This is a genomic window from Mangrovimonas xylaniphaga, assembly GCF_001280435.1.
Classification (GTDB): domain Bacteria; phylum Bacteroidota; class Bacteroidia; order Flavobacteriales; family Flavobacteriaceae; genus Mangrovimonas_A; species Mangrovimonas_A xylaniphaga.
In genome coordinates this window covers 85,193-111,972 of sequence record NZ_LBIP01000019.1, presented here as the reverse complement: position 1 = coordinate 111,972, position 26,780 = coordinate 85,193, and the positions used below count along the sequence as shown (strand labels likewise).

The window sequence follows — 26,780 nt, the reverse complement described above, 5'->3', positions numbered from 1 at the left end:
AAAAACCATTTACATTTTAAATACGCCATTTGGTTTTAGATAGGGAAGATTTCTTGTTTGACGTATTCTAAATGTACAAATTAGTCTCCAAGGTTGTTTACGAAAACGTTAAATGAAGTAGTAATGACGTAGAAAAAAAGTGCGTTTTAGATAATTTAGAAGGGGCTTTATTTGAAATTATGCAAAAAATCCGTCAACGAAGTATCATTCTCTAAATCAAATTTCTTTTTCAAACGGTATCTATGGGTTTCCACACCCCTTACGGAAATATTCATAAGCGGAGCAATCTCCTTATTGGTCAAATTCATTTTGATGTATGCCGAAAGCTTCAAATCTTTATGAGTTAGCTTTGGAAACTTTGATTTCAATCCATTAAAAAATTCCTCATGCACCTGATTGAAATTGTATTCAAAAATTTTCCACTCATCTTTATGCTCAATTGAATTGTCCACCTTTTTAACAATCTTTTTATAGGCATAGTAATTATCAAAACTTTCCTGGCTTTTGGAAAGTTCCTTTTTAATTTCCTGAAGGGTTTCATTCTTTTTAACCAAAGCCATAGCCGTATTGGCCAATTGCTTGCTTTTCAATTTCAACTCATTTTGCAAGGACTCATTTTTTAGGTGTACTATTTCCTTTTCATTTTCAAGAGTCTTTTTTCTAAGCAGCTCTTCCTGCTCCTTTTCAAATTTCAATTGTAATAGTCGCTGCTCCTTTTCTATTTTATGCCTATGATATAAATAAATAATCACCAAGAGAGCTGCAATCAATAAAGCATACAATACAAATCCCATTGTATCCTTATACCATGGAGGCAGGATATACACTTCCAAAACACGCATGGGGGAATGCTCCTGAAATGCATTGCTAGCCCTTATACCCAATTGATAATTTCCGTTGGACAAATTGGACAATTCCAGTTTACGACTATCCATTCTGTACCATTTGCTGGAATCTAAATTGAGAAAACTGTATTCAAAAAAATGATTTTCAGACTTTGGAGAAGATACAGCTATAGCCAAACTTTTGTCAAATTCTATTTCAATCGGCCCCGACACATCCATACCAACGGGTTCCTTATCTATTTCAATACTCTCCACCTGCGGCAGGGTTAACTCTCGACTCATGTCCAATGCATCATCAATCAACATGAACCCATCATTCAAATTGAGTGCATATGTTGAATCGGTAATCTTTGATATATTTTCATTTCCAACTATCAACCTATTTTTAAAATAACTGCTACTCAAAAACATGTCTCCCTCGTCATCTTCAAAAGAGACAAACCTTATCACATCATTTTTTGTTTTCAGGACCACCTTATCTACATCATCTTCTGAAATGACGTAGGATTCCCTCCCAAAATTCTCATTTAACAATTTATAGGGTACAATACTATCTAATATGGGCTCGTACTTTTGCCATCCTTCATTTGTCTTAAAACAGATATCATTCTTTATTTTGTAAACCCTCACATTAAAATTGGACCAAATTCCCTTGCCATCGTAATTTTCTATACTTGTAATGGTGTCATATCCATTGTCAAATTTCACTTTATATAAACCTTTATAGGCATGCGCCGCCCAAGCTGTATGCTCATCTTCGAACACCAAAAATCGAATAGGCATCGTCGTTCTGCCCAAGTGCTTCACCTGCCATTCGCCAGATTTCTTATGATACCTTATCAATCCCGTATAGGATCCCTGAACATATGTATCTTCCGCTTCAGGCACCTTTTTTATCGTATAGCCCCCCGTAAAGGTTGAAACAGGAAATAGTTGTTTGTTTTCCACAATATAGGTGCCATCGTTGTGGCCACAAAAAAGCTCACCGTCAACTTCTTCCAAATTCCAAACCTGTCCTTGAGACCCTTCAATAAATTGTAACTTGTTTTGAGAATCTAAATAAAATAACCCTGTATTACTTCCTATATAAATGACATTTTGATAATTGATAACATCATACACGCTACCTAACCTTCCGGAAACATCATTGAAAAAATAGTTATGGCTACTCAAATCTACCGATGCCAATCCATTGTCTAGCCCCAACCATAACATTTGTTCCATATCCACGTGCTGCCTAAGAATGGTATTGTTCTCCAAGCCATTTTCCTTGTTGATATGAAAAAGCACATTCCCTTTGTCATTAGTCATATATACTCCATCCTGTATGGTTCCAAACACCATTCCTCCATCTTTGAACATGCTAAAGTCATTCAATTGATGCTTAATAAGGGTTTCGTTAATGGGAAATGAGGTTTTGAACAGATGGTTGTTACGATACAGAAAACAACCTTTCAATGAAGTTGCAATTAAAACGCCATTTTGGTAAGCCTCCATTTTAATCACTTTGGTGTCCAATAACCTGTCATCTCTCAAAAAGGGTTTCAACACGTCATCTTCCAAAACGAAAATACCATCGTTTAGCGTGGCTACAAACAGTTGATCACCCACTACGCTACAAGAAATAACGGTGGAGCTGGGATTAATTTTATCAATTGCACCATCAGGAAGCAAGACATATAAATTAAGAAAGGATTTAAAAATGACGCGGTCCTTAAAGGCAATGATCTGCCAAATTTCCTCATTGTTGGATATCTGGGATTTAATATTATCCGAAAGGGAAGTATAGTGCAACCTGCCATCTCCATTGGCCTTCCAATACCCAAATTCTTCGTAAGATCCCGTATATACCACATCCTTGTATGCCAAAACAGAACGTACCGTTGTTTTGTTGGGCAATTCATTTAGAGTCCAAGTTAAGCCGTCAAACTCTAAAAGACCGTTACTGTTGGCCACATACACCTTTCCTCCTTCGGCTCTCGAAACATCCCAGTTCTGGTTACCTGCCTTATATTCTGCTAATGAAAAATTTTGAAAATAGGGAGCATATTGCGCAAATGAAGAAGCCATAGCTACCACAAAAAATAGTAAAGAAAGCTTGAAACAACGTAATTTCATAAATTTAAACTGAATCCTAAAGTTTCTAGGTTTTTGAAATATTCTCAAAAATAAATTGTTTCTGTGAAAGGTAGAAAAAAATTACGGTTATAATTTACTACATCCTCAACAAGCAAGCTCCAATTAACCCAATTGCATTCCTATTCCTTTCCAAACATTCTATTGAAGAAACAATAAATGAGACCATTTCTCAAAATTGAAAATTTACGGCTCTTCAAAGGAACACTTACATTCAAAAGAAGTCTCAACAAGCTCCTTATCCAAGAATTTTGTAAATTGTATGCTAAACCATAGCACCTAGCCCCAAAATAATGCGCCTTGCATTTAGACATAAAGGGAATGAGCCAAAGGTTTGCCACTTCCCTTGTGTTTTATTTTTAAGAAATAAAATGTCGTAGCATGAATGAAAATAGGACTTACAAAGTTGTAAAAACCAACTCTATGTTAGCAGTGGGCGTTTACCTGCTATTATCCCTTGCCGTTTTAATCTATAGCTTTTTTAAGATTGACTTATTTTTTGCAAACAAACTTTTACTCTTGATTTTAGGGCTCCTGTTGTTTACCCTTATTGAATACCTGGCCCATCGGTTTTTATACCACTCCGGCGAAGATTATAAAAATGAAGCAAATTGGCAATACACGGTTCATGGCGTACATCATGCCTACCCTAAGGACGAAGGCTTACTGGCCATGCCCATTCCTCTTGCCATACTTCTTGGAGCACTCTTCTTTGCCCTATTTTATGTAATTATGGGAGAATACACCTATTTATTTTGGCCCGGATTCTTTTTTGGATACGCTGCATACTTATATATCCACTACATCATCCATGCTCGAAGGCCTCCAAAAAATTGGTTTCGGTATCTATGGAAACACCATCACTTACACCATCACAAATTCGATGATAAAGCCTATGGGGTAAGCTCGCCACTTTGGGACATTGTTTTTGGTACCATGCCGCCTAAAAAACGTTAGGAAAAATAGCTCTATTGAAATAAACATTTCCCAACAAAAAGGAAATAAACAGATTACTCAAGTAATTTGAAGAAAATCATATAAAAACAAAAAATCCGCAACTTCTTGACAAACAAGCATGTTACGGATTTTTGCAGTACTGAAGGCGGGAGTACTTTTCACATATCCACACCTATTTAAGCTTCAAAAAATTACAACAAAAAAAAGCCCAAAACCCTTAATTTTACTAGGGTTACAAATGTAACCATAGCTTTTTTTTAGTTTGAATTATTTGGATTTAAATTGGATATTACCGTACATTTACCGTACAACTTTTTAAACCACCACTAATGGCTTCAGTTAACTTTTTATACAGATCCCGAAAAAGGGATGCCAACTTATCCTTAAGATTGCTTTATCGTCACGACAAAAAAGACTTTACCGTAGGAGGTAAAACGAAGTATTTAATTTCAAAGGAATACTGGATTAAAAAACATCCACTAAAGCGGATAAAGGATATTGACATAGCCAATAAACAAACTGAGGTGAATCAGGAGTTAAACAAGATAGAAAACCACATCTTAGAAGCCTTTAATAGAACTCACCCTGACAATATTTCAAAAGAATGGCTACAAGACGTAATGGACGACTATTACAAACCCTCATTAGAACCAAATAGAAAACTCGATCAACTATTAGCATATTATAAGGACTTCATTGAATTTAAAAAAAATGAAATAACGAGTAGCACAATAAAGAAGTACAAAACCGTCCAGAACTTACTAGAGCGCTACGAGAACACATTAGGTCGAAAGTTACTAATAAAAGATATAGACCTATTGTTCCAAAAAGATTTTGAAAATTACTGTCTATCAAAGTCATATTCTAAAAACACGATAGCAAAAGCCGTCAGAACCATTAAGACAGTGTGCAACCACGCTAAGTATAATGGTATAGAAACAAGTTACCAACTAGAAAAGTTAAAACCAAAATTCAAAAAGGTTGAAAATATCTACCTCACCTTTGAAGAGATAGAACAAATAGAAAACCTTGAAAAAGCAGATGATATTGATCCAAAAGAGTTAACCGAAAGCATTTTAAACGCGAGAGATTGGCTGGTCATTAGTTGCTACACTGGGCAAAGAGTTTCTGACTTCATGAGGTTCAATAAAGACATGATTAGAGTTGAAAATGGAAAGCCTCTGATCGAATTCACGCAAAAAAAAACCAACAAGACAATGACCGTACCGTTACACAAAAAGGTTCTTGATATCCTTGAAAAAAGGAACGGAAAATTCCCAAGACCTATCTCAGATCAAAAATACAATGACTACATTAAAGATGTCTGTGAACTCGCAAAAATCGACAATATAGTTAGGGGTAGCAAAAAACAAGAAACCTTTCCCAAAAGTAAGATATACAGAAAAATTGAAAAGGACTACAAAAAATACGAGCTAGTATCCTCCCACATAGGTAGACGTTCCTTTGCCACAAATTTTTATGGTCAAATACCTACCTCTTACCTGATATACGTAACTGGACATAGCACCGAAAAAATGTTCTTACAATATATTGGAAAAAGCAATAAAGACCTTGCACTTGAATTAACTAAATACTTCTAATCAATTGAAAACTTTATACCAAATACATTACGAATTAAATCTCGTAAAAAAAATGTTGGAATTTCAGCATTCTCAAAAAATACAACTAATAAACATATTTATTGAGGAAGCAAGGGATTCTGAAATATACTTTTTAAACACTGAAAAGTTCGCAAAATTCCTACATAAGACGCCTATAAACAATTTAATTTTCATTAAAGAAATTTATATTACAGCAATTCAAGTTTCCGACTTATTACAGACGGTGGAAATGTACCCAATAAAACACATGGAAGAGGAGTATTGGTCCTATTTCGACCCATCCTGTGGATATGTTCTTGAGCCCGTATCCGATTTCTTTAGAATAAAAAAAACTAAACAAAAAACTATAGCAAATGAATTTACCGACTATAGTTTCAAAACATATTTACATACCGATTCATGCGGCATATGCAAGTTAACTTATGATGAAATGAGAAAACTTAAAGATCATTCTGCAAGCGACTGCAAATGTAAAAGAGATTTCATCGAATCCTTTGAATATGATTGGCTTGATTTTTACTCCATAAGAAGAAAAATCCCCCTGCTAATAAAGTACCTTGAGCTAGCCTATGACGAATTAAAAAATATCAAGCTACTAGATAATGATCCAAATGAAGCCCCCTCTATAATCAACAAGAAATCAAACAGTGGCTACCCCATGTCAATATTCAAAAGTGAGGCTGCCTACATTCTATTCAAAAAGCTTCATAAAACCTACAAAGAAGACACTAGGTACACTACAGCAAATTATAGCTTTATTTATTTTGCAATGGAGAAAGACAACTTAATAACAGAGCGAAGAAAAGATTACATGGATTTTTTAGCAGAACTTAAACCCTCAATAATTATAGACAAAGTATGCACTCGTCAATCTGGAAAAAACAAAAGAACAGCTCATTACGAATCATGTAAAGCACTGATTAAATAGAATTTGCGCAATATTGCGCAAAAAAAAGCGCAATATTGCTTCCTCTTCTGAGTTTTAATATATCGAGTTTTGCCATAGTTAATTTTTAATCAAAAGATTTTATTATGGCAAACACGATAATGGTACAGGACATCACCCCTGAACAATTTTCAAGCCTCATCCAAGAAGGCATCAAAAAACAAATAAAAGATCTTAAACGGGATCTTCTTATTCAAAAAGAAGAAGATCAGCTTTTAACTAGAGCTGAAGCCTGTAAACTCCTTAAAATTGACTCCAGCACCCTTTGGAACTGGACAAAGAAAGGTAAGGTCACTTCCTATGGCATTGTGAATAGGAGATACTACAAAAAGAACGAATTACTAGCCTGTCTAACTCCTGTAAGAATATAATATGAAAATCATCGAAATCAATTATCGAGTATTAACTCTATTTAATGAGGCATATTCTGAGTCCAAAGAACTTTTAAAAAGAGACCCTCATCTTACAGGTGTAATTATACTGTTCAAGTTTAAAAAAGACGACAACAAAAAATTCGGTTTACTAACACAAACATTACTTTAAGTTATGACCACATTAGAAAAACAAGTTCGCAAATCCAACCTAATCAAAGAAGCAACAACCGCCTTGAGTTCTTTACAGTTATTAGATCCTGAATCCGAAGGCCTAAGGATAACCTTAGAAGTCCGAAAAGGCAGCAAAAGAAATTACGGCTACATTACTAAAAACTTATATTAATCACATGAGCAAGTATTTAAGAATCGGCACAGACTATTACAAGAAGGCCCAAGTGCCTTTACATAGCGGAGATAAATACAACGCTTTATTGCGTTGGAAAAAAAGTGAAATCATCACAGATGAAGGAAAGGCAATAATTGACACCATAGAGCGCTTTGATGGGTTCTGTTTAATTCCATCTCACACAAATTTTCAAGAGAATATCGAAGGGTTCTACAACAAGTATGAAAAAGTTATTCATGAATTTAAATTAGGTGAATTCAAAAAAACCGAAGCTTTCTTAAAACACATTTTTGGAAGCCAATATGACTTAGGATTGGACTACCTCTCCATTCTTTGGAAAAAGCCCACGCAGATCCTACCTATATTATGTCTGGTAAGTGAAGAGCGCAAAACTGGAAAGACAACATTTTTGAATTGGCTTAAATTGATCTTCCAAGGAAATATGACTATAAACAAAAATGAAGACTTCAGAAGTCGCTTCAATTCCGATTGGTCATCAAAGTTAATAGTTTCTGTAGACGAAGTGCTATTAGACAAAAGGGAGGATAGTGAGCGTATAAAAAACCTTTCAACAGCCAACACCTACAAAACCGAGTCTAAAGGAGTGGATAAAGTCGAAGCTAACTTCTTTGGAAAATTCATCCTATGCTCCAACAATGAAGATAATTTTATAAACATAGATAAAAACGAAATTAGGTACTGGATCCGTAGAGTTCCTGCCTTGGCCGATGAAAACGAAAACCCAGACCTTTTAAAAGAACTCCATAAAGAACTGCCCTATTTTATGCATTTTTTAAATACTCGCAAAATACTGACAAAAAAAAGGACTCGTATGTGGTTTAGCAAAACTCAAATTCATACGGCGGCTCTCGATCGCTTAATCAATGGAAATAAAACATACCTCCATAAAGAAATTTCAGAGCTCATAATGGACGACTTCATTAAATATGATGTAGATGAGTTAAAATATTCTGTAGGGGAATTGAAAGACAAACTAGCCAACAATAACCTAAGGGTAAACACCCATAAGGTCTCGACCATATTAAAAGATCACTTTGAATTAACTAGCACAAATGGATCCTATGACTTCCATTTTTTATCCATAAACCCTTTGGACAATAAGCAAATGGTCAGCAGTGAGAAGCGCAAAGGAAGGTACTTCACATTTAACAAAAATGATTATTTACCAGCGCTAGCTAGTGCTTAGCTCCTTAATTCCGTTCTTTCCAGTTGAATTGTTGCAATGTAATTGTAACTATATATTTCTCAACGAATTGAACGAACAACATTAAGTCAACTTATATTCAACCAGAAAAACTCCTACAATTCAACAACTGTTACTGTTGACTAAATGTTACCATAAAGTAATCAGGAAACCACTCTATAACCAATGTTTTAACTACCAAGTCAACAAATCAACACTGGTTTCTTGATTACTTTTTAACACCTCACATTCTAGAAGTACTTTCTAAACATAGAAGTAAAAAAACACTCCCTCTCCTATTGTATACTTACCGTTGCAACGATCGTTGTTGAACCCTTGCTGAACCGTTGCAGTGGTTAAATTTGCACCCAAAAAACACAAGAAAAGGCACCAAATTACCCTTCTGAAAGAAAAAAACCTCACAGAAGACATCTAAAAAGAAACTTAATTTTTAGTACTTTTTTTTTATTTTAGTTGCCACCAACAGAATCAACCAATGTATTACATGCTTCAAAAAGCAGGATTTTCTCATAATTTACTAGACCAGACTTTCTGGACAAGTCCACTTTTCATTCTCAAAGAACACCCCAAGAAGAGTAGACAATAAAACGGAGCATAAAGTCTTATTATATGAAAATACTCAGAAGAAACGTTTTAAAAAATCTCAAGCATAATTAAAGATGAACAATAACAAATCACGGGGCACCGATAAGTTAAATGCATTGTACATACTTTTAGTTATTGTTGTAGCCGTATGGATCCTTTCAATATATGCAGTCCAACTATTTCTACCAAAATTAGAGGACAAGGCCTTATTAGGGGATAGTTTTGGCACAATAAACAGTTTATTTTCAGGCTTAGCTTTTGCAGGTATAATTTACACGATTTTGCTTCAGCGCAAGGAACTTGCTCTACAACGTCAAGAACTCAAAGAAACTAGACTAGAATTGGAGCGTTCAGCGAATGCTCAAGAGAAATCAGAAACACAGCAAAAAAGACAATCAGAAAACTTAAAACAAACTGCAAAGCTGAATGCCTTAAGTACCCTAGTTAGCTATTATTCACAGGTCGAGTTAAAAACAAAGACTATTGATGTTATGAAAAGTAGAAATGCTGCAAAGGAACAAGAAAAATACATTCAACGTATTAAAGGAATTCTTGAACAAAAAGAAAAATAGATTATGCAACAAAAAGTTATTTCAGTTAATATCAATATTAACAATATAGACTATGATCAAGGTTATGGTCATAAGGAAGTAGAGTTAAACCTAATCAATAAATATCTCGATGAAGGGTATCAAGTTGTGGATAAATTTTCTACGGTCTCCAACGCGAATAATTTATATTGTGTGAATTTGACTTTTATTCTTCAGAAAGACTAATTTACTAGAGCTAGACAAACATTGTTAACCCTATAAGCCCACAATTAAAGAGCCCTTTTAACAGAAATGGCACTATTTTCATCTAATTTAAAACAACTAAAATGAAAAAAAGATTTGTAGATCCATTTTTTCCAAACAGACCTGTAGATGACCCCAATCGGTTCGAAGGAAGAAAAACAAAAGTCGATGAAATAATTGACGCTTTTTTCCAAACTTCAAACTCAAATCCTAGTCACTCAATCATTACTGGGGAGAGAGGTATTGGTAAGAGTTCTTTACTATTTCAAAGCTCCCTACTCGCTGCAGGTAATCAGGCTCTAGCAAATAAATTTAATTTTCCTTCTGAAGAAACAAAATTTAACTTCCATACGGCTTGGGTTGATTGCGTTTCAGAACAAAGTCTTGAAAACCTAATTGAAGCTATACTAGATGAACTTCAAAGTTCTCTAAAAAAGCATGTAAAAGGGTGGAACCTAGAAATTGATATTGCAGGCTTTGTTAAGCTTTCAAAAAAAGAGGAAAAAGAAAAATCCATACTAAATTTAGTCAACCAATTTGTAAAGGAAATTGAAACCGTTTATAAGGAGCTTATAAAAAAAGGAAAGGACGGACTTATAATTTTCATAGACGAAATAGACCGTTTAGACCCCTCAATAGGCATTGCAACCTTCCTAAAGCTTTCTACTGAAAAAATGTCTCGTGAAGGCTTAAAAAAAGTTATATTTTTCTGCGCAGGCATAAAAGGAGCCGTACAAAAGATGGGGACGGAACATGCTTCCATCTTAAGAACTCTCAAGGACATTCCTATAAACAGATTTGATGACGAAGAGCTTAAAGATATCCTAAAGGATGGATTCATGAAAGTAGGCGCAACATATGATGCCAAAGTTCTAGATAAATGTGCAGCTTTTTCATCAGGGTTCCCTGAGCCAACCCATTTAATAGGAAGCGAAATTCTAACTGTTTCAGATGATGATCATTTAGATGAAGAAGATTTTGAAAAAGCTAAGAAAAAAGTGGTGACTGAAGTACGGAAGAATAGTCTAGAAACTAAATTAAAAGGAGCAGGATCAGGTAAATATCAACTTATTCTCGAAGCAATGGCACAATGTGAATCGGAGAATGTCCAAAATGACTTTATCTCCAAGAAAATAGGATACCCTCAAAATGAATACAGTACAAACTTATCTAATCTTGTAGAAAACGACATCATATACAAAGTAAATCGAGGTATATACGCATTTGTAGACCCATTATTGAAAGAATATATAAAAAACTTTGGTGTTATCAAATAACTTACTAAAACAGTACAACAAAGACTTAAAAGTTACGTCCTTTAATTAGAGTTGTTTCAGAGCAGGACATGAAATAAAGAAGAGGACAACTTAAAATAAAATGCCAGATATAAAACATAGATATCATTATTTGTAACTACTATCTTCAAACAAGTACACCCCAAAATCTAGGTTTGAATAATTTTGTACTACCCCAAGAAGCTTTAAACCCCTCCCCCAACCGTTGCAATGATCGTTGTTGAACCGTTGCTGAACCGTTGCAACACTTCATCGAACCGTTGCAAAAATGCCCTCCAACCGTTGTTGAACCGTTGCCGAACCGTTGCTGAACCGTTGCAGTGGTTACATTTGTACCCAAAAACACAACAAAAAGCATCAAAAAACCCTTCTGAAAGAAAAAAGGATTTCCGTAGGGCATTTTAGTTTAGAAACTTTATTTTTAAAACTTGAAACCACCAACACCAACCAAACCCAAATACACTTAAAAAACTCCGATTAGATATCGAGTACACATAGAATAAATGACACAAAACAAACTTAAACTAGACACCCTTGAATCTTGGTTATGGGAGTCTGCAAACATATTAAGGGGAAGCATCGACTCCTCCGACTTTAAAAATTACATCTTTGGATTACTCTTTCTTAAGCGCTCTAATGACGTCTTTGAGGAAGAAGTGGAAAACATCATGGAATGCGAAGGCTATTCCAGAGAAGAAGCTGAAGACGAAACCTATTTCTTCCTTCCAGAAGAATCCAGATGGGACAACCTAAAAAAGCACACCGAAAACATAGGTATAGCTTTAGACAAGGCCTTTGCTGCTATAGAACGTGAAAACACCTCTTTGGAGGGCGTTATGACCGCGACAAAGTTTGGAGACAAGGAAAAACTTTCCGACGAGCTTTTGCAACGCCTATTAAGACACTTCAACCAGCACTCCTTACGCAATGAACATCTGGAGTCTGGAGATATTTTGGGGGATGCATATGAATACCTCATAAAGCAATTTGCCGATGATGCAGGAAAAAAAGGAGGCGAGTTCTATACCCCTAGAGGTGTGGTACAGTTAATCGTGCAACTTATTAAGCCTGAGCCCAAACAAAAAGTATACGATCCAACATGTGGATCTGGTGGGATGCTAATTGAGTCTGCAAGATATATTGCCGAGCAACCAAACGGGAAAGTTGGCAACAACATAAACGTTTCACTTTACGGACAAGAGAAAAACCTGAGCACTTGGGCTATTGGTAAGCTAAACATGATCCTTCATAACTTTATGGATGCCGACATTAGAAAGGGAGACACCCTTGTAGATCCAAAGCACCGTAATGAAGCGAATGAACTGGACTTGTTCGACCGTGTGATAGCCAATCCCCCATTTTCCATTGGGGAATGGTGGACTCCTGCTGAAACCAACATAGAAACAAAACTGGACAAAAACGGTAAGGAGAAAAAAGTTACCCCACAATACAATTCAGTAGTTAGTGACCCCTATGCGCGCTTGCAGTACGGCATCCCTCCTAGAGGCTATGCCGATCTGGCATTTATACAACACATGATAGCTGTTTTAAAGCAAGACGGTAAAGCAGGCGTGGTCTTACCTCACGGCACATTGTTTAGAGGTAGTAGCGAAGGTAAAATTAGACAAGCCTTATTGGAAGCTGATTTGGTTGAAGGTATTGTAGGCCTGCCAAGTGCCCTGTTTTACAATACGGGCATCCCTGCCTCGGTTTGGATCATTAATAAAAATAAAACCGAAGCCCAAAAGGGTAAGGTTATCATTATTGACGCCAGTAACGACTACAAAGAGGGCAAAAACCAAAATGAAATAAAGCCCAAACATATTAGCAAAATTGTAAAGGCTTATGATGAGGCTACAGAGGTTGACAAATACATGCGAGTAGTTGACCTTAAAGAGATAGCCGAGAACGACTATAATCTGAACATCTCCCGTTATATCGACACCAGTGAGCCAGAGCCAGAAATCGACCTTAGTAAGGTAAGATCGAAGCTAAAGAACTTGGTGGAGCAAGAAGATACCATTAATACTAGACTTGAGAAATTCCTAAATGAATTAGGGCTATGATAAAGGCTGAAATTTTCCCGTCAGAATGGGATTTAACTAAAATAGAAGATATTGCCGATGTTAAAGGTGGAAAAAGATTACCTAAAGGGGAAAGTCTTCAAGAAAAAACCACAAAGCATCCTTACATAAGGGTTGCTGACATGTATATGGGGGGAGTAGATTTACAAAATATATTATTCGTCCCAGACCATGTTTTTCCTTCTATTAAAAGATACACTATAAGCAAAAAAGACTTGTTCATTTCAGTAGCTGGCACATTGGGGATTGTGGGAAAGATACCTAATGAATTAGATGGAGCAAACCTAACAGAAAATGCAGACAAATTAACCAATATTAAGATTAACAAAGACTATTTACTACAAGTTCTATTATCACCAATAGTCCAGAATGCTATTGAAAGAGAACAAACAAATAACGCCCAACCCAAATTGGCCTTGTCTCGAATTAGAGGTTTCGAGATCCCCAACCCTCCCCTTCCAGAACAACAAAAGATAGCAGACATCCTAAGCACGGTAGATGCCAAAATAGACATCATCCAGCAACAAATAGACGAAACCCAAGACCTCAAAAAAGGCTTAATGCAACGCCTCCTAACCAAAGGTATTGGACATACCGAGTTTAAAGATTCTCATCTAGGTGAGATTCCTAAGAGTTGGAAAGTTGTAAAACAATCTGAAGTTGCAACTTTTTATAATGGTAGAGCTTATAAATTAAGTGAATGGGAAGACAAAGGGACTCCTGTCATAAGACTTCAAAACCTTACAGGATCAGGAAAAGAATTTTACTATTCCAACTTAAAGCTACCCGAGCATCAATATTGTTCCACTGGAGACCTTCTTTATATGTGGTCTGCTACTTTTGGCCCAGTTTGGTGGCAAGGGGAAAAGGCAATTTACCACTATCATATTTGGAAAATTACTCACTCGAACAACCTGCTAAAGACCTTTCATTACTATTTACTTGATGATGTAACTAGAAGAATGAAAAATGAATCCCATGGCTCTACTATGCTACATGTCACAAAAGGAGGTATGGAAAAGTTACTAATCCAGTTGCCCCCCCTAGAAGAGCAACAAAAAATAGCCGAGATTTTAAGTACTGTAGACGATAAGCTAGAGGTTTTAGAAGAAAAGAAAACATCCTTCCAAGACCTTAAAAAAGGGCTCATGCAGCAGTTGTTAACGGGAAAGGTTAGGGTTAAAGTCGCAAATATCACAGTTAAATAGTATAAAAAAATCAACCAAAAAAAAACATGTTATTCATAAATAATCGAGAAGTAGTAACAGAAGAATATACAAATACATCTGTCACAACACCCCACAAGAATTTAAGCCCTGTTAAGCAGAAGCATTCCAATTTTCAGTTCACTAGCTGGAGATTGGCCCATGGAATTGCAATGACAATATGCTCTCAAAATCTTACGAAACGAAGTGCTTGGTATGACCACATTGCAACCCTATTGAGCCTTGAAAATTTAATGCATACATCAACCCCAAACGCAAGAATTGACTCCAATAGGATCAATAGTTTAAGAGACTTTTCTAGAACCAGTAGAATTGGAGAGATTTCCCAAGGGCTAGTATATTTATTTCTACAAGATAATGGCTACCCTTTTATAAATGATTTCGAGTTTTTTTGCGACAATAAAGGGATCTCAATCCCCTCTAAATCATCAACTCCTGATTTTGTTTGCCAAGCCAAAAATTTGTCTAACCAAATTTGCCTAGCAGAATCAAAAGGAAAAGAAACAACCTCTTCGAAGACAGTAAAAAGTAAGTTATCCAAGGCGTTAAAACAATGTTCAAGTGGTGCAAATATTATAAGTACAAATAGTAGCGGTTTTAATGTTATAAAATCCTTAGGATTTTGCCCTGAATGGTCAGATGAAAGGCATTCGGAAAATTCAACATTACATTTTGTAGACCCTATTAATGAAACAGATGAAGTGAAATTAGACACCTCCCCAATGAGGTTTCATTATGCTGCTTGGTTTTATATGATAGGTGACTTCTCAAATGCAGAAAGACTCGTAAAGGGAGAAAGAATTGTTTTTAAAGAACACTATTTCAACTTAGTAGAAATAGGAGAAAAACAATTCTGGAGGCTAGGCCGCCCTTTTTCCTCAATAATAAAAAACATTCCTTCTCCGTGGGATTTATTGTCCGAAGAATACTTTAGTAGATTCTTTTTTGGACAAACATCTGTAGGGATTAGTGATGATATTGTTAAAATATTAGCCAGCCAAGAATACTCCAAATATTCGGAACTTGAATTTTTTAATGAATCCTCCAAAGCAATTGAATTTTTTATTGATGGTACCGTGATATTCAAACAATAGCGCAATGAACAACTCTCCAGAATACATCCATAGCGAACTTCCCGCAATAAAGCTCTTTCAAAAAATGGGCTACCAATATTGGGATGCTACTGTTCAAGATGAACGTGTAGACATAACGGAAGTTATTTTAAAGGAGAGGCTTTTAGCAGCCATAAAGAAGATCAACCCTTGGATCAATGAGGCTAACCTAAATAAAGCCTATAATGAGCTTACAACGGTTAACGGCTCCTCCTTAATGGAGATCAACCAAAAAACTTGGGAGTTACTTAGAGGCGGTACTTATAGCGTTAAGCAAGTCATAAACGGAAAAGAAGAGTACAAGGCGGTTCATTTTATTGACTATACATCTAAAGGCAAAAGCAAGAACGACTACCTTGTTGTCAACCAGATAAAGTACCACGGGATCTACCAGAACTCCATACCTGATCTAGTGGTCTATATCAACGGGCTTCCCATTGGAGTCATTGAGTGCAAGTCTCCTTTCGCTCAAAATGCTTGGGATAAAGCCTATGGAGATCTGGATTACTACCAAAAAAACTCCGAAAAGCTATTCCATTTCAATCAGATATGCTGTGGCATTTGGGCTGTTGGCGGTAAATATGGAGCTATAAACGCACCCCAACAATTCTATTCTGTATTTAAACCCAGCAGGGAGGATAATCTTAGCTTTTTAGGTCAAACCCCTGCCGAGCAAGCTATCCTTTTATATTCCATTTTCAGAAAGGAACGTGTGCTAGATATCATTCGACATTTCACTTTGTTTGAACTGGATGAAGGCAGAACCATAAAAAAACTGCCGCGTTACCAACAATTAAGGGCTACCAATAAAACCATTGCTAAGTTGCAGTCTGGCGAAGGTGGTGTCGTATGGCACACACAAGGATCTGGAAAGTCATTGACGATGGCTTACGTTACCCGTAAATTACAGGCGCCTGAATTCGGTTTTGAAAACCCTACCGTACTTATCATGACAGACAGAAAGGATCTGGATAGGCAAATTACCACGACCTTTCGTAACGTAGGCTTTAAAAACGTACATCAAGCCTCTTCGGTTGCGCATTTAGACAAGTTGCTACGCAATGACTATGGAGGAATCATAACAACCACTATTCAAAAGTTTCAGGAGACTGATAAAGAAGCAACCTCCCAAACCGATCAAACAGAGCTGGAAGAACGAGGCAACCTGATGATCGAAAAACATTTAAAGGGCAAAAAGCTGGTAAAAATCACAAAGGAGCTTCAAAAAAACATATGGGTGGAAATAGAGAGAGAGGAAATAGACCTTGAAGAACTATCCACTAAAGAGAACCTTTATGTTTTGGTAGATGAAGCCCATAGAAGCCACTACGGTTTTCTGGCTGCCTTTATGAGAACCGTATTGCCAAACGCAAAGTTTATAGCCTTCACAGGAACCCCGATTTCTAAAGAAGACAAGTCTACCCTTGGGGAGTTTTACGGAGGTAAATATATTGATGTCTATACCATAAAAGAAGCGGTTGCCGATGGCGCTACCGTAGAGTTACTTTACGATGAAGGCATTGCCAAAATAGACATCAAAAAAGAAGAGCTAGACAAGGAATTCGAAGAAAAATTTGGAGAGTACTCAGAAGAAAAGAAAGACAGGCTTAAAAGTGAAGCGCTTAAAAAATACCAGCTCTCCAAAGAACGTATTCAAGATATCAGCAAACATATCCTAGACCATTTTAAAGACAAAATTTATCTAGACGGACACAAAGCTATGATCGTTTGTAGTGGTCGCCCACATGCCATCAGGTATAAACAGGCCTTAGAAGCGTTAAGGGAACAGGGCTATCATGATTTTGAGTCTAAAGTTGTCATGAGTATTGGATCCCCTAAGAGTGATCCTATTGCCAAGGAGTATTTTGAAACCTTGGAATGGAACAAAAACAACCCAGACAACAAGAAACCTATTTGGGTAATTCCTCCTGAAGATGTCAAAACCATAACGGAAAACTTTAAGCTTCCTTTTGGAGATGAATCCAAAACCGAAAAGTCAGGTAAAAGGAAATTCGACAATACCGCCTTTATCATAGTCTCCGACATGCTGTTAACGGGCTGGGATGCCCCGATAGCCTCATGTCTATATTTGGACAAACCGCTTAAAGAGCATAACCTTTTACAGGCCATTGCCAGAGTAAACCGTTCTAGAGAGGGAAAAAATGCGGGCTATATATTAGATTATAACGGGATCACAGCTTACCTGATCCAAGCCTTAGAGATATTCTCTGGCGACCTTAGACCAGACGATATCCTAAAGAATATTAACGAAGAGCTTCCCAAGCTTGAAATGAACCACACCAAGCTAGTTGAGTTCTTTAAGCCCCTTAAAATTGACCGTAAGTACAAGCGCTTTGAATACATAGATGCAGCCGTGCGGTATATTGAACCAGTCGACAAGCGAGATGAGTTCAAAGTTTTACTAAAGGCTTTCAACAAGTCGATCAATATCGTGCTTCCTAATGTAAAGGCCATGAAGTACCAAGCAGACTTTAAACTCTTTAATGAGATAAAGCTAAGCGCGAGAAATGCTTTCCCAGATGATGACGAGTTAAAGATCTCCAAAGATGAAAGCAAAATGCTTCAAGGGATGATCGACGAACATTTAAAGGCCGAGGGAGTTGAAAACCTATTGGAAGAACCGATCTCAATCATAGACAAAGAAAAGTTCAAGGAAGAGATCTTGAACGCCTCCCCTGCTACAAAGGAGTTGAAAATGCGCAACAACCTAAAGCACACCATAAAAGTTGGACTGGACAAAAATCCCGACTTTTATAAACCTTTGGCGCAACGACTGGATGAGCTTATCAAACAAAAAAACGAGGATCGCATCACTCAATTGGAATTACTTAAAGCTTATGCCGATATCCAAGACGAGATAATCAGCCAACAAAAGGAAGGCGAAGAGAAAGGCTTTAAAACCGAACGGGAAAGAGCTGTATACAACTCTATGAAAGTTTTGTTCAATGGAGATGCAGAAGACGCCACAAAGACTATTTTTGCGCTTATTGAAGGAGAATTGAACATTGTTGGCTGGCAAGCCAAAGGACGTGTTCAAAAGGATATTGAAAACAAGATTAGACGCTATCTAACTTCAGCCAAAATAGAACGCTCCGAAGCTAAAGAAAAGGCAAAGGATCTTGTGGAAGTAATTAAGAAGAATAAGGATGCCTAAAGTCCGATACGGAAATAAAACCATAGAATATACCTTCCAACCAAAGGAAGGACTGAAATCCCATTATATAAGCGTTGAAAAAGGGGACGGAGTGATTTTAAAAGGGAAGTCGATCCCAGAAGATCTTGCACACAAGCTGATCCTAAAAAAAGCAACATGGATTTTAGACAAGTTAGAGCTTGTTAGCGCCATTATGGACGATGACATCGTAACCGGATCCAGAATACAATACTTGGGAAGGAAATACTATGTGGAGCTGTTCATCAACAATGAGCTCGACAACATAGAGATAGACTTTACAGAGTCTAAGTTCAAGGTTACGCTCCCAAAACGTCTTAACGAACAATCGGAACTCAAAAAAGCCTTTGCCAAATTTTTTAAAGCGAAAGCCAAGGAGAAAATTGCGCCTAGGGTACGTAAATGGTCTAAAACCACGGGGCTAACCTTTAATGAGCTTAAATTTAGACAGCTCGAAAAGCGCTGGGGAAGCTGCACCTCCAACAACAACATCATTATAAATATTGAAGCCGTTAAGCTCCCCTTCTCACTTATCGATTACCTTATCGTACATGAATTGACCCATACCAAGGTTAAAAACCATTCGAAAGAATTCTGGGCTGAGCTCTCCAAGCATATTTTAAACTGGAAAGAACTCGACAACCAGATGTATGGGATGAAGCTATAAGTTAGCTTTAAAAAGATTCAATCATCTCTTTAACAGTCAAATCCGAAACTATATTTGAATCGAAACCGTGCAAAAGAACTTTATATTGTTTTTCAACAATTTTGTCATAAGAGATTCTTGAAAGAAATGAAGATCCTTGCTCAATATCAGTTGCATCTATAATAAACTCCAACTTACATTCATCTCCAATTTTACCCGAAGCTCTCCATAAATATTTAGGATATTTCGCCGTCAAAATAAACTCTTTTTCATCTGGACATAATTTATCATCACTCAGTATATCATTTTTGAAGTCTCTAATATCTGACAAATAAATGTCCCATTCAAACAAATTAAAATTTGGAACCTTTTCTGCTACTAAGATAAAAAGTGAGTTAAAAAGGTTTACAGAAGCTAAAACTGTTTCAAAAGGGATTCTAATTTTATGATAAAGCGGTATGATTAGGATATCAGGTGTAGCTTTAATATTATCCTCGTGATTATTTCCATCAAGCCAAGAAGTATCTAATCCTAGACACTCTCCTCTTCTAGTCATAATTTTCGAACCTCCAAAAACCATTCTTGCGAATGGTCCTATCTGATCGTCATGAACATATAGTTTATCTATCCGCGAAGATGTTAGCTGAAGTTCTTCCACTACATCATAACTATTTGTAACATCACCGCCAACACTATAACCCGTGATTGTTACCGCATGCTTACCTCTTTGCCTAGGTACATCATCACTCAAATCCCATAAATCAAACCCTAAGACAACTGGAATACCTCCTTTTAAATAAGCATAGGTTGAGGCTTTTAACCTATCATAATCCCTAACATTGTATAGGAAAGGCTCAAGTCCGACCTCCCTGATAGCAATTGCCATTTGTTCACCAGTCAACCCCTTATTAGGAAAATGTCTGTTTGCAAATGGAAAATATTTTGTTGCCCAATTTGTGATCTCTACGGGGGATGGCAATGAATGTTGAAAAAGGACTGCTGTCCTTTGAAATGCACTCCATATTGAACTTGAAGCACATGCTGCAACAATACTATCTTGCTCTTGATAAGCTAGAGATTTAACCTCTAAAGGTATTCCATATAAATTAGCCTTATAAGTGCGAATTGAAGGAAAATATCTTCTACCATCATGATCATAAGTAGATATACATGTTTTCCCTATTATGGTAGTAGGCAATGGCTTTAAAACCATAAAGCCTCTATAATTGAGCTGCAACTGCTCCGTAAGAATTTCAGAACCTTCTCCTCCCTTTAGAATATTGGAAAAATCATCAGAAGTTATCTCATTTTTAAAAAAGTGAAGTCTAATACAATCTCTCTTGTACTCTTTGAAACTTCTCACATAATAAGAAGAATAATCTTCCAAAAAGTCTCGATTAACATAGTCTTCTTCGACTATAATCGTAGCTATTTGAATGTGTGCAAAATAATCTTCAAAGCACGCTAAATGCCTCTTACTAAAAATTATTTCATCATGTGCCTCTGCCTGATCAGAAAAACAGCGTTTAAGATTTTCCGCAGAATACTCTAGAACTTTATATGCCATATAGCTACAAATTGAAAGTAAACGGAACTTTCAACTCATTTAAATCTACATGTGCAATTTCCAAAATTGTTTTAGCTTGTTTTTCTGCTAGAGCATGTTGCTCATGGATATCATCTTCTCCTTCTTCCTTTATCCAACTTTTTATCCCAGCAACTTCTTCCGCAGTCCACACTCCTTCAATTTCTAAAATTTCTTCTTTTGTCATCCTTATTAACTGATTGGTAGCAACGTAAATATACTTAATATGTTCATTAAATATTTATGCAAATGTAATAATTTATTTATAATATACATGAAGGTTTATTTTTTACTAAGTAAATCAAGTTAATAAGAAAGGGATAAAACATATGTTTTCCATAGTATATTGCCCTAAAAAGAAGAATTAAGCAACTACATAAAACATAATCCACAATACAGAAACCGTACAATTATAAAAACAAAAAATCCGCAACTTCTTGATAAACAAGCCTGTTACGGATTTTTGCAGTACTGAAGGCGGGACTTGAACCCGCACGAACTAATGTTCATTGGATTTTAAGTCCAACGTGTCTACCAATTCCACCACTTCAGCGTATTACCATTATAGTTCAGAGCGAAAGACGGGATTTGAACCCGCGACCCTCACCTTGGCAAGGTGATGCTCTACCCCTGAGCTACTTTCGCAATAAAGCAATTTATTTAAAAGAACGTCTATCTCAATTGCGAGGGCAAATTTAATACAATTCTTAGAAATGCAAAGCCTTTTTCAATAAAAATATTTATTTTTTTTACGCCTGTTTCTTTTTCAGCAACATACGTTTTATATCGTTCAGCTTCATTAGGGCTTCCACCGGTGTTAAGGTATCAATATCGGTAGTTACAATCTCCTCCCGGATCTGCTCCAACAACGGATCATCAAGATTAAAAAAGCTCAATTGCATCTCGTCATTAAGGTTTTTCACCTTATCCGTAAGCTCCTCACTGGAATGCGATTTCTCCAATTGCTTTAGAATTTTGTTGGCTCTGTGGATCACCTGCTGTGGCATTCCCGCCATTTTAGCTACATGGATTCCGAAACTGTGAGCACTACCTCCCTCTACAAGCTTTCTCAAGAAAAGCACATTGTCTTTTAATTCCTTTACAGAAACGTTGAAGTTTTTAATGCGTTCGAAGGTTTCTGCCATTTCGTTCAGCTCGTGGTAATGGGTAGCGAATAAGGTTTTGGCGCGACTTGGATGTTCGTGCAAATACTCACTGATGGCCCAAGCAATGGAAATACCGTCATAGGTACTGGTTCCACGACCAATCTCATCCAAAAGCACCAAACTACGATCGGACACATTGTTCAAAATAGAGGCGGTTTCGTTCATCTCTACCATAAAGGTCGATTCTCCCATAGAAATGTTATCACTGGCACCTACTCTCGTAAAAATCTTATCCGTAAGCCCAATACTCGCCGCTTCGGCCGGCACAAAACTTCCTATTTGCGCCAAAAGCACGATGAGGGCGGTTTGTCTCAAAATTGCCGACTTACCGGACATGTTAGGCCCCGTAATCATGATGATCTGTTGTTGGTCTCTATCTAAAAACACATCATTGGCAATATAAGCTTCGCCGTGAGGCAACTGTTGCTCAATAACTGGGTGCCTTCCATTTTTAATATCCAAAACATGGGTATCGTTCACCTCGGGACGTGTATAGTTGCGTTCCAAGGCCAATTGGGCGAATCCGCACAAGCAATCCAATTGGGCAATCAACGAGGCATTCTTTTGCACAGGCTGAATAAACAAACCAATCCAACTTACCAATTCCGCAAACAATTGCTGCTCTATAGCCAAAATACGCTCTTCAGCTCCCAAAATTTTGGCTTCGTATTCCTTGAGTTCCTCGGTAATATAACGCTCGGCATTTACCAGCGTTTGCTTTCTTATCCATTCCGCAGGAACTTTATCTTTATGTGTATTTCTTACCTCTATATAATAACCAAACACATTGTTGGAAGCAATCTTCAAAGATGTAATTCCTGTACGCTCGCTTTCACGCTCCAACATGTTATCCAAATAATCCTTCCCTGAAGTGGACAACTCTCGCAGTTCTTTCAATTCCGCTGAATAATCCGAGGAAATGGAATTTCCCTTCAAAATATTTACAGGCGCTTCTTCATTTAAAATCCCTTTAATACGTTGGCGCAACTCTTCACACATCTGCAAGGCATTGCCCAACTTTTCAAGCGCTGCATTACTACTTCCAGAAAGCATGGCTTTAATAGGCACAATAGCTTCCAAGGCATTCTTAAGTTGAATGACCTCACGGGGATTGATCTTACCTGTGGCCACTTTGGAGATCAAACGCTCCAAATCGCCAATATGCTTAATGTGCCCCTGAACTTTTCCTAGTAACACCGACTCGTCTTTAAGGTGTTCCACCACCTCATGTCGTTCCTGTATTTTCCCCAAATCCACCAACGGCAATGCCAACCAGCGTTTGAGCAAACGCCCTCCCATAGGGGAAATGGTTTTATCAATTACCTCAACCAAGGTCACTGCATTTTGGTTCGTGGAATGGTAGAGTTCCAGATTCTTAATGGTAAATCGATCCATCCATACATGTTCCTTTTGTGTCACACGCTGAATGGAGGTGATATGTTGTAATTTGTGGTGCTGGGTTTCTCCCAAATAATGCAAAATAGCTCCTGAAGCCACAATTCCTTCATAGAGATCTTCCACTCCAAACCCTTTTAAGGATTTTGTATTGAAATGTTTCAATAGGGTTTCATTGGCATAATCATCCTTAAACACCCAATCCTCCAAATAGAACGTATGGAAATCTTCTCCAAACACACTTTTGAATTCGTTGCGTTTTGGCTTGGACACCAATACCTCACTTGGACTAAAATTTTGAAGCAACTTATCTACATATTCGGCATTTCCCTGCGAGATCAAAAACTCTCCCGTAGACACATCCAAAAACGACACGCCCATTACATTTCTACCAAAACACACCGCCGCCAAAAAGTTATTAGTTTTGGAATGCAAAATATCATCGTTAAGCGCAACCCCTGGCGTTACCAGTTCGGTAACTCCACGTTTTACAATGGTCTTCGTTTGTTTGGGATCTTCCAATTGGTCGCAGATGGCCACACGTTCCCCCGCCTTTACCAACTTGGGCAAATAGGTATTCATGGAATGGTGCGGAAATCCAGCCAGCTCTGTTTCACTCTCACTTCCAGCACCGCGTTTGGTCAAAATAATGTCCAAAATTTTAGCTGCCTTAACGGCATCCTCCCCGAAGGTCTCATAAAAATCTCCAACTCTAAACAACAACAGGGCATCAGGGTATTTAGCCTTAATACTGTTGTACTGCTTCATTAACGGGGTTTCTTTTTTAGCTTTTTTTGCCAAGTGTAAATTGATTTATAAGTATTATTTTTGCTTCATAATCCTCGATACATTTTGAATTACAATGAAAACACCAGATATCTCCTGTCTTTTCATCCTTGAAAATGTACCGAAAACAAGTAGAATTAAGGATGGCTAATGTACTTATATTTTGATGGTTTTTAAAATGGAACCCTTAGAAGTTATTTACATCCTGTTGATAATTTCCATGCAACAAACCCTGCTTGGAACCTACAAAAAACAGTCTCATCCTACAGATTTTTGACCCTAAAGTAAGCACATGCGAAAGTTAAAAAACAGCGAATTGGACCGCCTGAGTGTTGAAGAATTTAAAACCTCAGAAAAAACACCGCTCATCATCGTCTTGGACAACATTAGAAGTTTGAACAACATTGGTTCGGTATTTAGAACCAGCGATGCCTTTTTGGTTGAAAAAATTTACCTCTGCGGCATTACGGCTACCCCACCTCATAAGGACATTCACAAAACAGCTTTGGGCAGTACCGATACAGTAACTTGGGAATATGCCAAAGACACTATGGAAGTCGTGGAAAAACTACAAGCTGAAAACGTCAAAGTGGTTTCCATTGAACAAGCTGAAAATGCTGTGATGCTGAATGATTTTACTCCTGAAGCCAACACTAGATATGCTTTGGTATTCGGTAACGAAGTAAAAGGCGTTGCTCAAAAAGTGGTTTCTGCCAGCGACATGGTATTGGAAATTCCGCAATACGGCACCAAGCACTCCTTGAATATTTCCGTGAGTTGCGGTGTGGTGGTTTGGGATGTGTTTAGTAAGCTGAAAGCACTGAAATAAGCGCAAGAAAACTATCCAATAGGAATCCAAATTTCCTCTTCATTTACCTCCTGCCTCGGATTATAAGATGCCGGCAATTTTTCAAAATGCGGCCGATCATCCACGGCATATCCCAATTGGGGCAGCCATTTTTCAAACACCGATGTCCAAACGGGTGGGTAATTGGCTATACTTCCTTTGTAGTCGAACACAAAGTATTTGCCGCCTTTAATTACTAAAGATTCCAAACCTTCTGGCATGTTATCAAAATTTTCCACCTCAACACCTATCCATTTGTCAAATTGGGTTTGAGGACTCAGGGTTTCAAAATTAAAAGACTCATAAACCTGAACCGACCAAGTATACTCGCCAATTCGGGATGAAATCTCAGCTAGCCTTGGCATCAACTCCCTACCTAACCTTGCGGTTTCCAGCCCCATGGTTTCAAAAGAAACCTTGGAACGCATCCCCACCAACTTTAGGTCCGGTTGTTGAACAATCCTAAATACCATCGTTTATTTCTTTTAACAACCAAAGATAATCGGCTCTATTAACTACAAAATCCCGATCAGTGATATCAATAATCTTTACGTTGAGTTCATTTTGATTCCGCAGAAACTCCAAATACCCCGCATTGATTTTCTCCAAGTATGCATCCTCTATCTGCTGCTCGTAATCTCGACCACGTTTGCGAATATTTTGCTGAAGTCTGTCAATTTTTTGATACAAATAAACATACAGCTCAGGCTTGGCAATGTCCTTATACATCAAGTAAAAAAGCTTTCGATACAGCTTAAATTCATCCTCCATTAAAGTCACTTTTGAAAATATCAAAGATTTAAATACATCATAATCGCTCACAATAAAATCCCTAAACAAATCCAACTGCGACAAATCATCACTGATCTGCTGATAGCGATCGGCCAAAAACGACATCTCCAAGGCAAAGGCATAGCGCTGTGGTTCTTGATAGAACTTCGGCAAAAACGGATTGTCTGCAAAGCGCTCCAAAATAAGCTTCGCATTAAAATCTTCAGAGATCATCGTCGCCAAACTGGTTTTACCAGCCCCTATATTTCCTTCAATAGCAATATAGTTTTTAGACGAAAATCCATAAGCCTCCATCGGATTCTGCAAAGTAGCGTCAATAGACCGCACGTCACTATCATCTTCACATAAACGAGTCAAACCCCCAACACTTTGTTGCAAAACTGGATGGATTACTTCCGAAGCAATATCATTCAAGGGTTGCAATACAAATTGGCGTAACTGCATGCGAGGATGCGGAATGATCAAACTTTCTGAATCCAGCACCAAATCATCAATTAAAATCACATCCAAATCAATAGGTCTGGATGCATACCCCGATTGCTCAGAACGCGTGCGTCCCAACTCTTTTTCAATACTCAATAATTCTTGCATGACTTCCTCTGGAGCCAACTTCGACACCACCGAAATACAGGTATTCAAAAAATCGTCTCCCTCAAATCCCAAAGCAGGTGTATTGTACACTTTGGCAATGCGGTCTACCCTTCCAATACGTTCAAAAATGACATTAATAGCCTTTTGAAGATGTTGAAAACGGTCTCTGGTATTGCTCCCCAATGCAATGTAAAATGTGTGCGCTTTATCCATAATCAGGGTCAAAGTAACT

The 26,780-nt window shown here is 37.3% G+C and carries 21 protein-coding genes and 2 tRNA genes; 15 read left to right on the top strand and 8 right to left on the bottom strand.

The genetic code is table 11. The features are described 5' to 3' along the window. Positions 1–167: 167 nt before the first annotated feature. Positions 168–2,963: a helix-turn-helix and ligand-binding sensor domain-containing protein gene (locus ZA06_RS14355; protein WP_053978186.1), complete on the bottom strand. Its 2,796-nt coding sequence runs from the start codon at positions 2,961–2,963 to the stop codon at positions 168–170. A gap of 399 nt (positions 2,964–3,362) precedes the next feature. On the opposite strand from ZA06_RS14355, the gene ZA06_RS14350 reads away from it, so the two are divergent. The 14 genes from ZA06_RS14350 to ZA06_RS14285 all read left to right on the top strand — a co-directional run bounded on the left by ZA06_RS14350 (position 3,363) and on the right by ZA06_RS14285 (position 19,407). Continuing rightward, positions 3,363–3,938 carry a sterol desaturase family protein gene (locus tag ZA06_RS14350; protein ID WP_053978185.1) on the top strand — a complete coding sequence of 192 codons (576 nt, stop codon included), beginning with the start codon at positions 3,363–3,365 and terminating at the stop codon, positions 3,936–3,938. A 329-nt stretch (positions 3,939–4,267) separates the two neighbouring features. Further along, positions 4,268–5,539 carry a tyrosine-type recombinase/integrase gene (locus tag ZA06_RS14345; protein ID WP_053978184.1) on the top strand — a complete coding sequence of 424 codons (1,272 nt, stop codon included), beginning with the start codon at positions 4,268–4,270 and terminating at the stop codon, positions 5,537–5,539. A 52-nt stretch (positions 5,540–5,591) separates the two neighbouring features. After that, the gene (locus tag ZA06_RS14340) at positions 5,592–6,488 is read left to right on the top strand and encodes a hypothetical protein (protein WP_053978183.1); all 897 of its coding nucleotides are present in this window, start codon (positions 5,592–5,594) and stop codon (positions 6,486–6,488) included. A gap of 104 nt (positions 6,489–6,592) precedes the next feature. After that, a complete protein-coding gene (locus ZA06_RS14335) occupies positions 6,593–6,877 on the top strand; it encodes a helix-turn-helix domain-containing protein (protein WP_053978182.1) in 285 nt (94 codons plus the stop codon). 175 nt (positions 6,878–7,052) lie between these two features. Continuing rightward, the gene (locus tag ZA06_RS16950; RefSeq protein WP_157503286.1) at positions 7,053–7,223 is read left to right on the top strand and encodes a hypothetical protein; all 171 of its coding nucleotides are present in this window, start codon (positions 7,053–7,055) and stop codon (positions 7,221–7,223) included. Positions 7,224–7,227: 4 nt separating this feature from the next. Beyond that, complete coding sequence (locus ZA06_RS14330) at positions 7,228–8,433, top strand: primase-helicase family protein (protein ID WP_053978181.1); 1,206 nt, start codon at positions 7,228–7,230, stop codon at positions 8,431–8,433. Positions 8,434–9,110: 677 nt separating this feature from the next. Further along, on the top strand, positions 9,111–9,608 hold the full coding sequence (locus ZA06_RS14325; protein ID WP_053978180.1) for a hypothetical protein: 498 nt from the start codon (positions 9,111–9,113) through the stop codon (positions 9,606–9,608). 3 nt (positions 9,609–9,611) lie between these two features. After that, positions 9,612–9,812, top strand: a complete 201-nt coding sequence (locus ZA06_RS17100) for a hypothetical protein (RefSeq protein ID WP_053978179.1) — start codon at positions 9,612–9,614, stop codon at positions 9,810–9,812. Between the two features lie 101 nt (positions 9,813–9,913). Next, positions 9,914–11,107: an AAA family ATPase gene (locus ZA06_RS14315; protein WP_053978178.1), complete on the top strand. Its 1,194-nt coding sequence runs from the start codon at positions 9,914–9,916 to the stop codon at positions 11,105–11,107. A 521-nt stretch (positions 11,108–11,628) separates the two neighbouring features. Next, positions 11,629–13,191 (top strand): type I restriction-modification system subunit M, encoded by a 1,563-nt coding sequence (locus ZA06_RS14305; protein WP_053978176.1) that lies wholly within the window; start codon positions 11,629–11,631, stop codon positions 13,189–13,191. Then, entirely contained in the window at positions 13,188–14,417 is a 1,230-nt protein-coding gene (locus ZA06_RS14300) for a restriction endonuclease subunit S (protein WP_053978175.1), read from the top strand. The genes ZA06_RS14305 and ZA06_RS14300 overlap by 4 nt, the downstream gene beginning before the upstream one ends. Before the next feature lie 26 nt (positions 14,418–14,443). Further along, on the top strand, positions 14,444–15,529 hold the full coding sequence (locus tag ZA06_RS14295; protein ID WP_157503284.1) for a hypothetical protein: 1,086 nt from the start codon (positions 14,444–14,446) through the stop codon (positions 15,527–15,529). A 4-nt stretch (positions 15,530–15,533) separates the two neighbouring features. Further along, positions 15,534–18,722, top strand: coding sequence for a type I restriction endonuclease subunit R (locus tag ZA06_RS14290; protein WP_053978173.1), 3,189 nt, complete (start codon positions 15,534–15,536; stop codon positions 18,720–18,722). Then, entirely contained in the window at positions 18,715–19,407 is a 693-nt protein-coding gene (locus ZA06_RS14285) for a M48 family metallopeptidase (RefSeq protein ID WP_053978172.1), read from the top strand. The genes ZA06_RS14290 and ZA06_RS14285 overlap by 8 nt, the downstream gene beginning before the upstream one ends. 7 nt (positions 19,408–19,414) lie before the next feature. Here ZA06_RS14285 and ZA06_RS14280 read toward each other — a convergent pair whose 3' ends face one another. The 5 genes from ZA06_RS14280 to mutS form a co-directional block, all read right to left on the bottom strand. Next, positions 19,415–20,953 (bottom strand): hypothetical protein, encoded by a 1,539-nt coding sequence (locus ZA06_RS14280; RefSeq protein WP_053978171.1) that lies wholly within the window; start codon positions 20,951–20,953, stop codon positions 19,415–19,417. Between the two features lie 4 nt (positions 20,954–20,957). After that, the gene (locus ZA06_RS14275; RefSeq protein ID WP_053978170.1) at positions 20,958–21,158 is read right to left on the bottom strand and encodes a hypothetical protein; all 201 of its coding nucleotides are present in this window, start codon (positions 21,156–21,158) and stop codon (positions 20,958–20,960) included. 282 nt (positions 21,159–21,440) lie between these two features. Beyond that, positions 21,441–21,524 (bottom strand) — tRNA-Leu (locus tag ZA06_RS14270). Positions 21,525–21,544: 20 nt separating this feature from the next. Further along, positions 21,545–21,616, bottom strand: a tRNA-Gly gene (locus ZA06_RS14265). Positions 21,617–21,720: 104 nt separating this feature from the next. Further along, positions 21,721–24,333 (bottom strand): DNA mismatch repair protein MutS, encoded by a 2,613-nt coding sequence (gene mutS / locus ZA06_RS14260; protein ID WP_053978169.1) that lies wholly within the window; start codon positions 24,331–24,333, stop codon positions 21,721–21,723. A 277-nt stretch (positions 24,334–24,610) separates the two neighbouring features. On the opposite strand from mutS, the gene ZA06_RS14255 reads away from it, so the two are divergent. Next, on the top strand, positions 24,611–25,147 hold the full coding sequence (locus ZA06_RS14255) for an RNA methyltransferase (RefSeq protein WP_053978168.1): 537 nt from the start codon (positions 24,611–24,613) through the stop codon (positions 25,145–25,147). Between the two features lie 11 nt (positions 25,148–25,158). Here ZA06_RS14255 and ZA06_RS14250 read toward each other — a convergent pair whose 3' ends face one another. Together ZA06_RS14250 and folK are read right to left on the bottom strand one after the other, a co-directional pair. Then, a complete protein-coding gene (locus ZA06_RS14250) occupies positions 25,159–25,638 on the bottom strand; it encodes a GyrI-like domain-containing protein (protein ID WP_053978167.1) in 480 nt (159 codons plus the stop codon). Next, positions 25,628–26,761: a 2-amino-4-hydroxy-6-hydroxymethyldihydropteridine diphosphokinase gene (gene folK / locus ZA06_RS14245; RefSeq protein ID WP_053978166.1), complete on the bottom strand. Its 1,134-nt coding sequence runs from the start codon at positions 26,759–26,761 to the stop codon at positions 25,628–25,630. The genes ZA06_RS14250 and folK overlap by 11 nt, the downstream gene beginning before the upstream one ends. Positions 26,762–26,780: the final 19 nt, after the last annotated feature.

Coding starts and splice junctions, on each gene's coding strand:
- ZA06_RS14355 (WP_053978186.1), bottom strand. CDS start 2,963: ATGAAATTACGTTGTTTCAAGCTTTCTTTACTATTTTTTGTGGTAGCT.
- ZA06_RS14350 (WP_053978185.1), top strand. CDS start 3,363: ATGAATGAAAATAGGACTTACAAAGTTGTAAAAACCAACTCTATGTTA.
- ZA06_RS14345 (WP_053978184.1), top strand. CDS start 4,268: ATGGCTTCAGTTAACTTTTTATACAGATCCCGAAAAAGGGATGCCAAC.
- ZA06_RS14340 (WP_053978183.1), top strand. CDS start 5,592: ATGTTGGAATTTCAGCATTCTCAAAAAATACAACTAATAAACATATTT.
- ZA06_RS14335 (WP_053978182.1), top strand. CDS start 6,593: ATGGCAAACACGATAATGGTACAGGACATCACCCCTGAACAATTTTCA.
- ZA06_RS16950 (WP_157503286.1), top strand. CDS start 7,053: ATGACCACATTAGAAAAACAAGTTCGCAAATCCAACCTAATCAAAGAA.
- ZA06_RS14330 (WP_053978181.1), top strand. CDS start 7,228: ATGAGCAAGTATTTAAGAATCGGCACAGACTATTACAAGAAGGCCCAA.
- ZA06_RS14325 (WP_053978180.1), top strand. CDS start 9,111: ATGAACAATAACAAATCACGGGGCACCGATAAGTTAAATGCATTGTAC.
- ZA06_RS17100 (WP_053978179.1), top strand. CDS start 9,612: ATGCAACAAAAAGTTATTTCAGTTAATATCAATATTAACAATATAGAC.
- ZA06_RS14315 (WP_053978178.1), top strand. CDS start 9,914: ATGAAAAAAAGATTTGTAGATCCATTTTTTCCAAACAGACCTGTAGAT.
- ZA06_RS14305 (WP_053978176.1), top strand. CDS start 11,629: ATGACACAAAACAAACTTAAACTAGACACCCTTGAATCTTGGTTATGG.
- ZA06_RS14300 (WP_053978175.1), top strand. CDS start 13,188: ATGATAAAGGCTGAAATTTTCCCGTCAGAATGGGATTTAACTAAAATA.
- ZA06_RS14295 (WP_157503284.1), top strand. CDS start 14,444: ATGTTATTCATAAATAATCGAGAAGTAGTAACAGAAGAATATACAAAT.
- ZA06_RS14290 (WP_053978173.1), top strand. CDS start 15,534: ATGAACAACTCTCCAGAATACATCCATAGCGAACTTCCCGCAATAAAG.
- ZA06_RS14285 (WP_053978172.1), top strand. CDS start 18,715: ATGCCTAAAGTCCGATACGGAAATAAAACCATAGAATATACCTTCCAA.
- ZA06_RS14280 (WP_053978171.1), bottom strand. CDS start 20,953: ATGGCATATAAAGTTCTAGAGTATTCTGCGGAAAATCTTAAACGCTGT.
- ZA06_RS14275 (WP_053978170.1), bottom strand. CDS start 21,158: ATGACAAAAGAAGAAATTTTAGAAATTGAAGGAGTGTGGACTGCGGAA.
- ZA06_RS14255 (WP_053978168.1), top strand. CDS start 24,611: ATGCGAAAGTTAAAAAACAGCGAATTGGACCGCCTGAGTGTTGAAGAA.
- ZA06_RS14250 (WP_053978167.1), bottom strand. CDS start 25,638: ATGGTATTTAGGATTGTTCAACAACCGGACCTAAAGTTGGTGGGGATG.
- folK (WP_053978166.1), bottom strand. CDS start 26,761: ATGGATAAAGCGCACACATTTTACATTGCATTGGGGAGCAATACCAGA.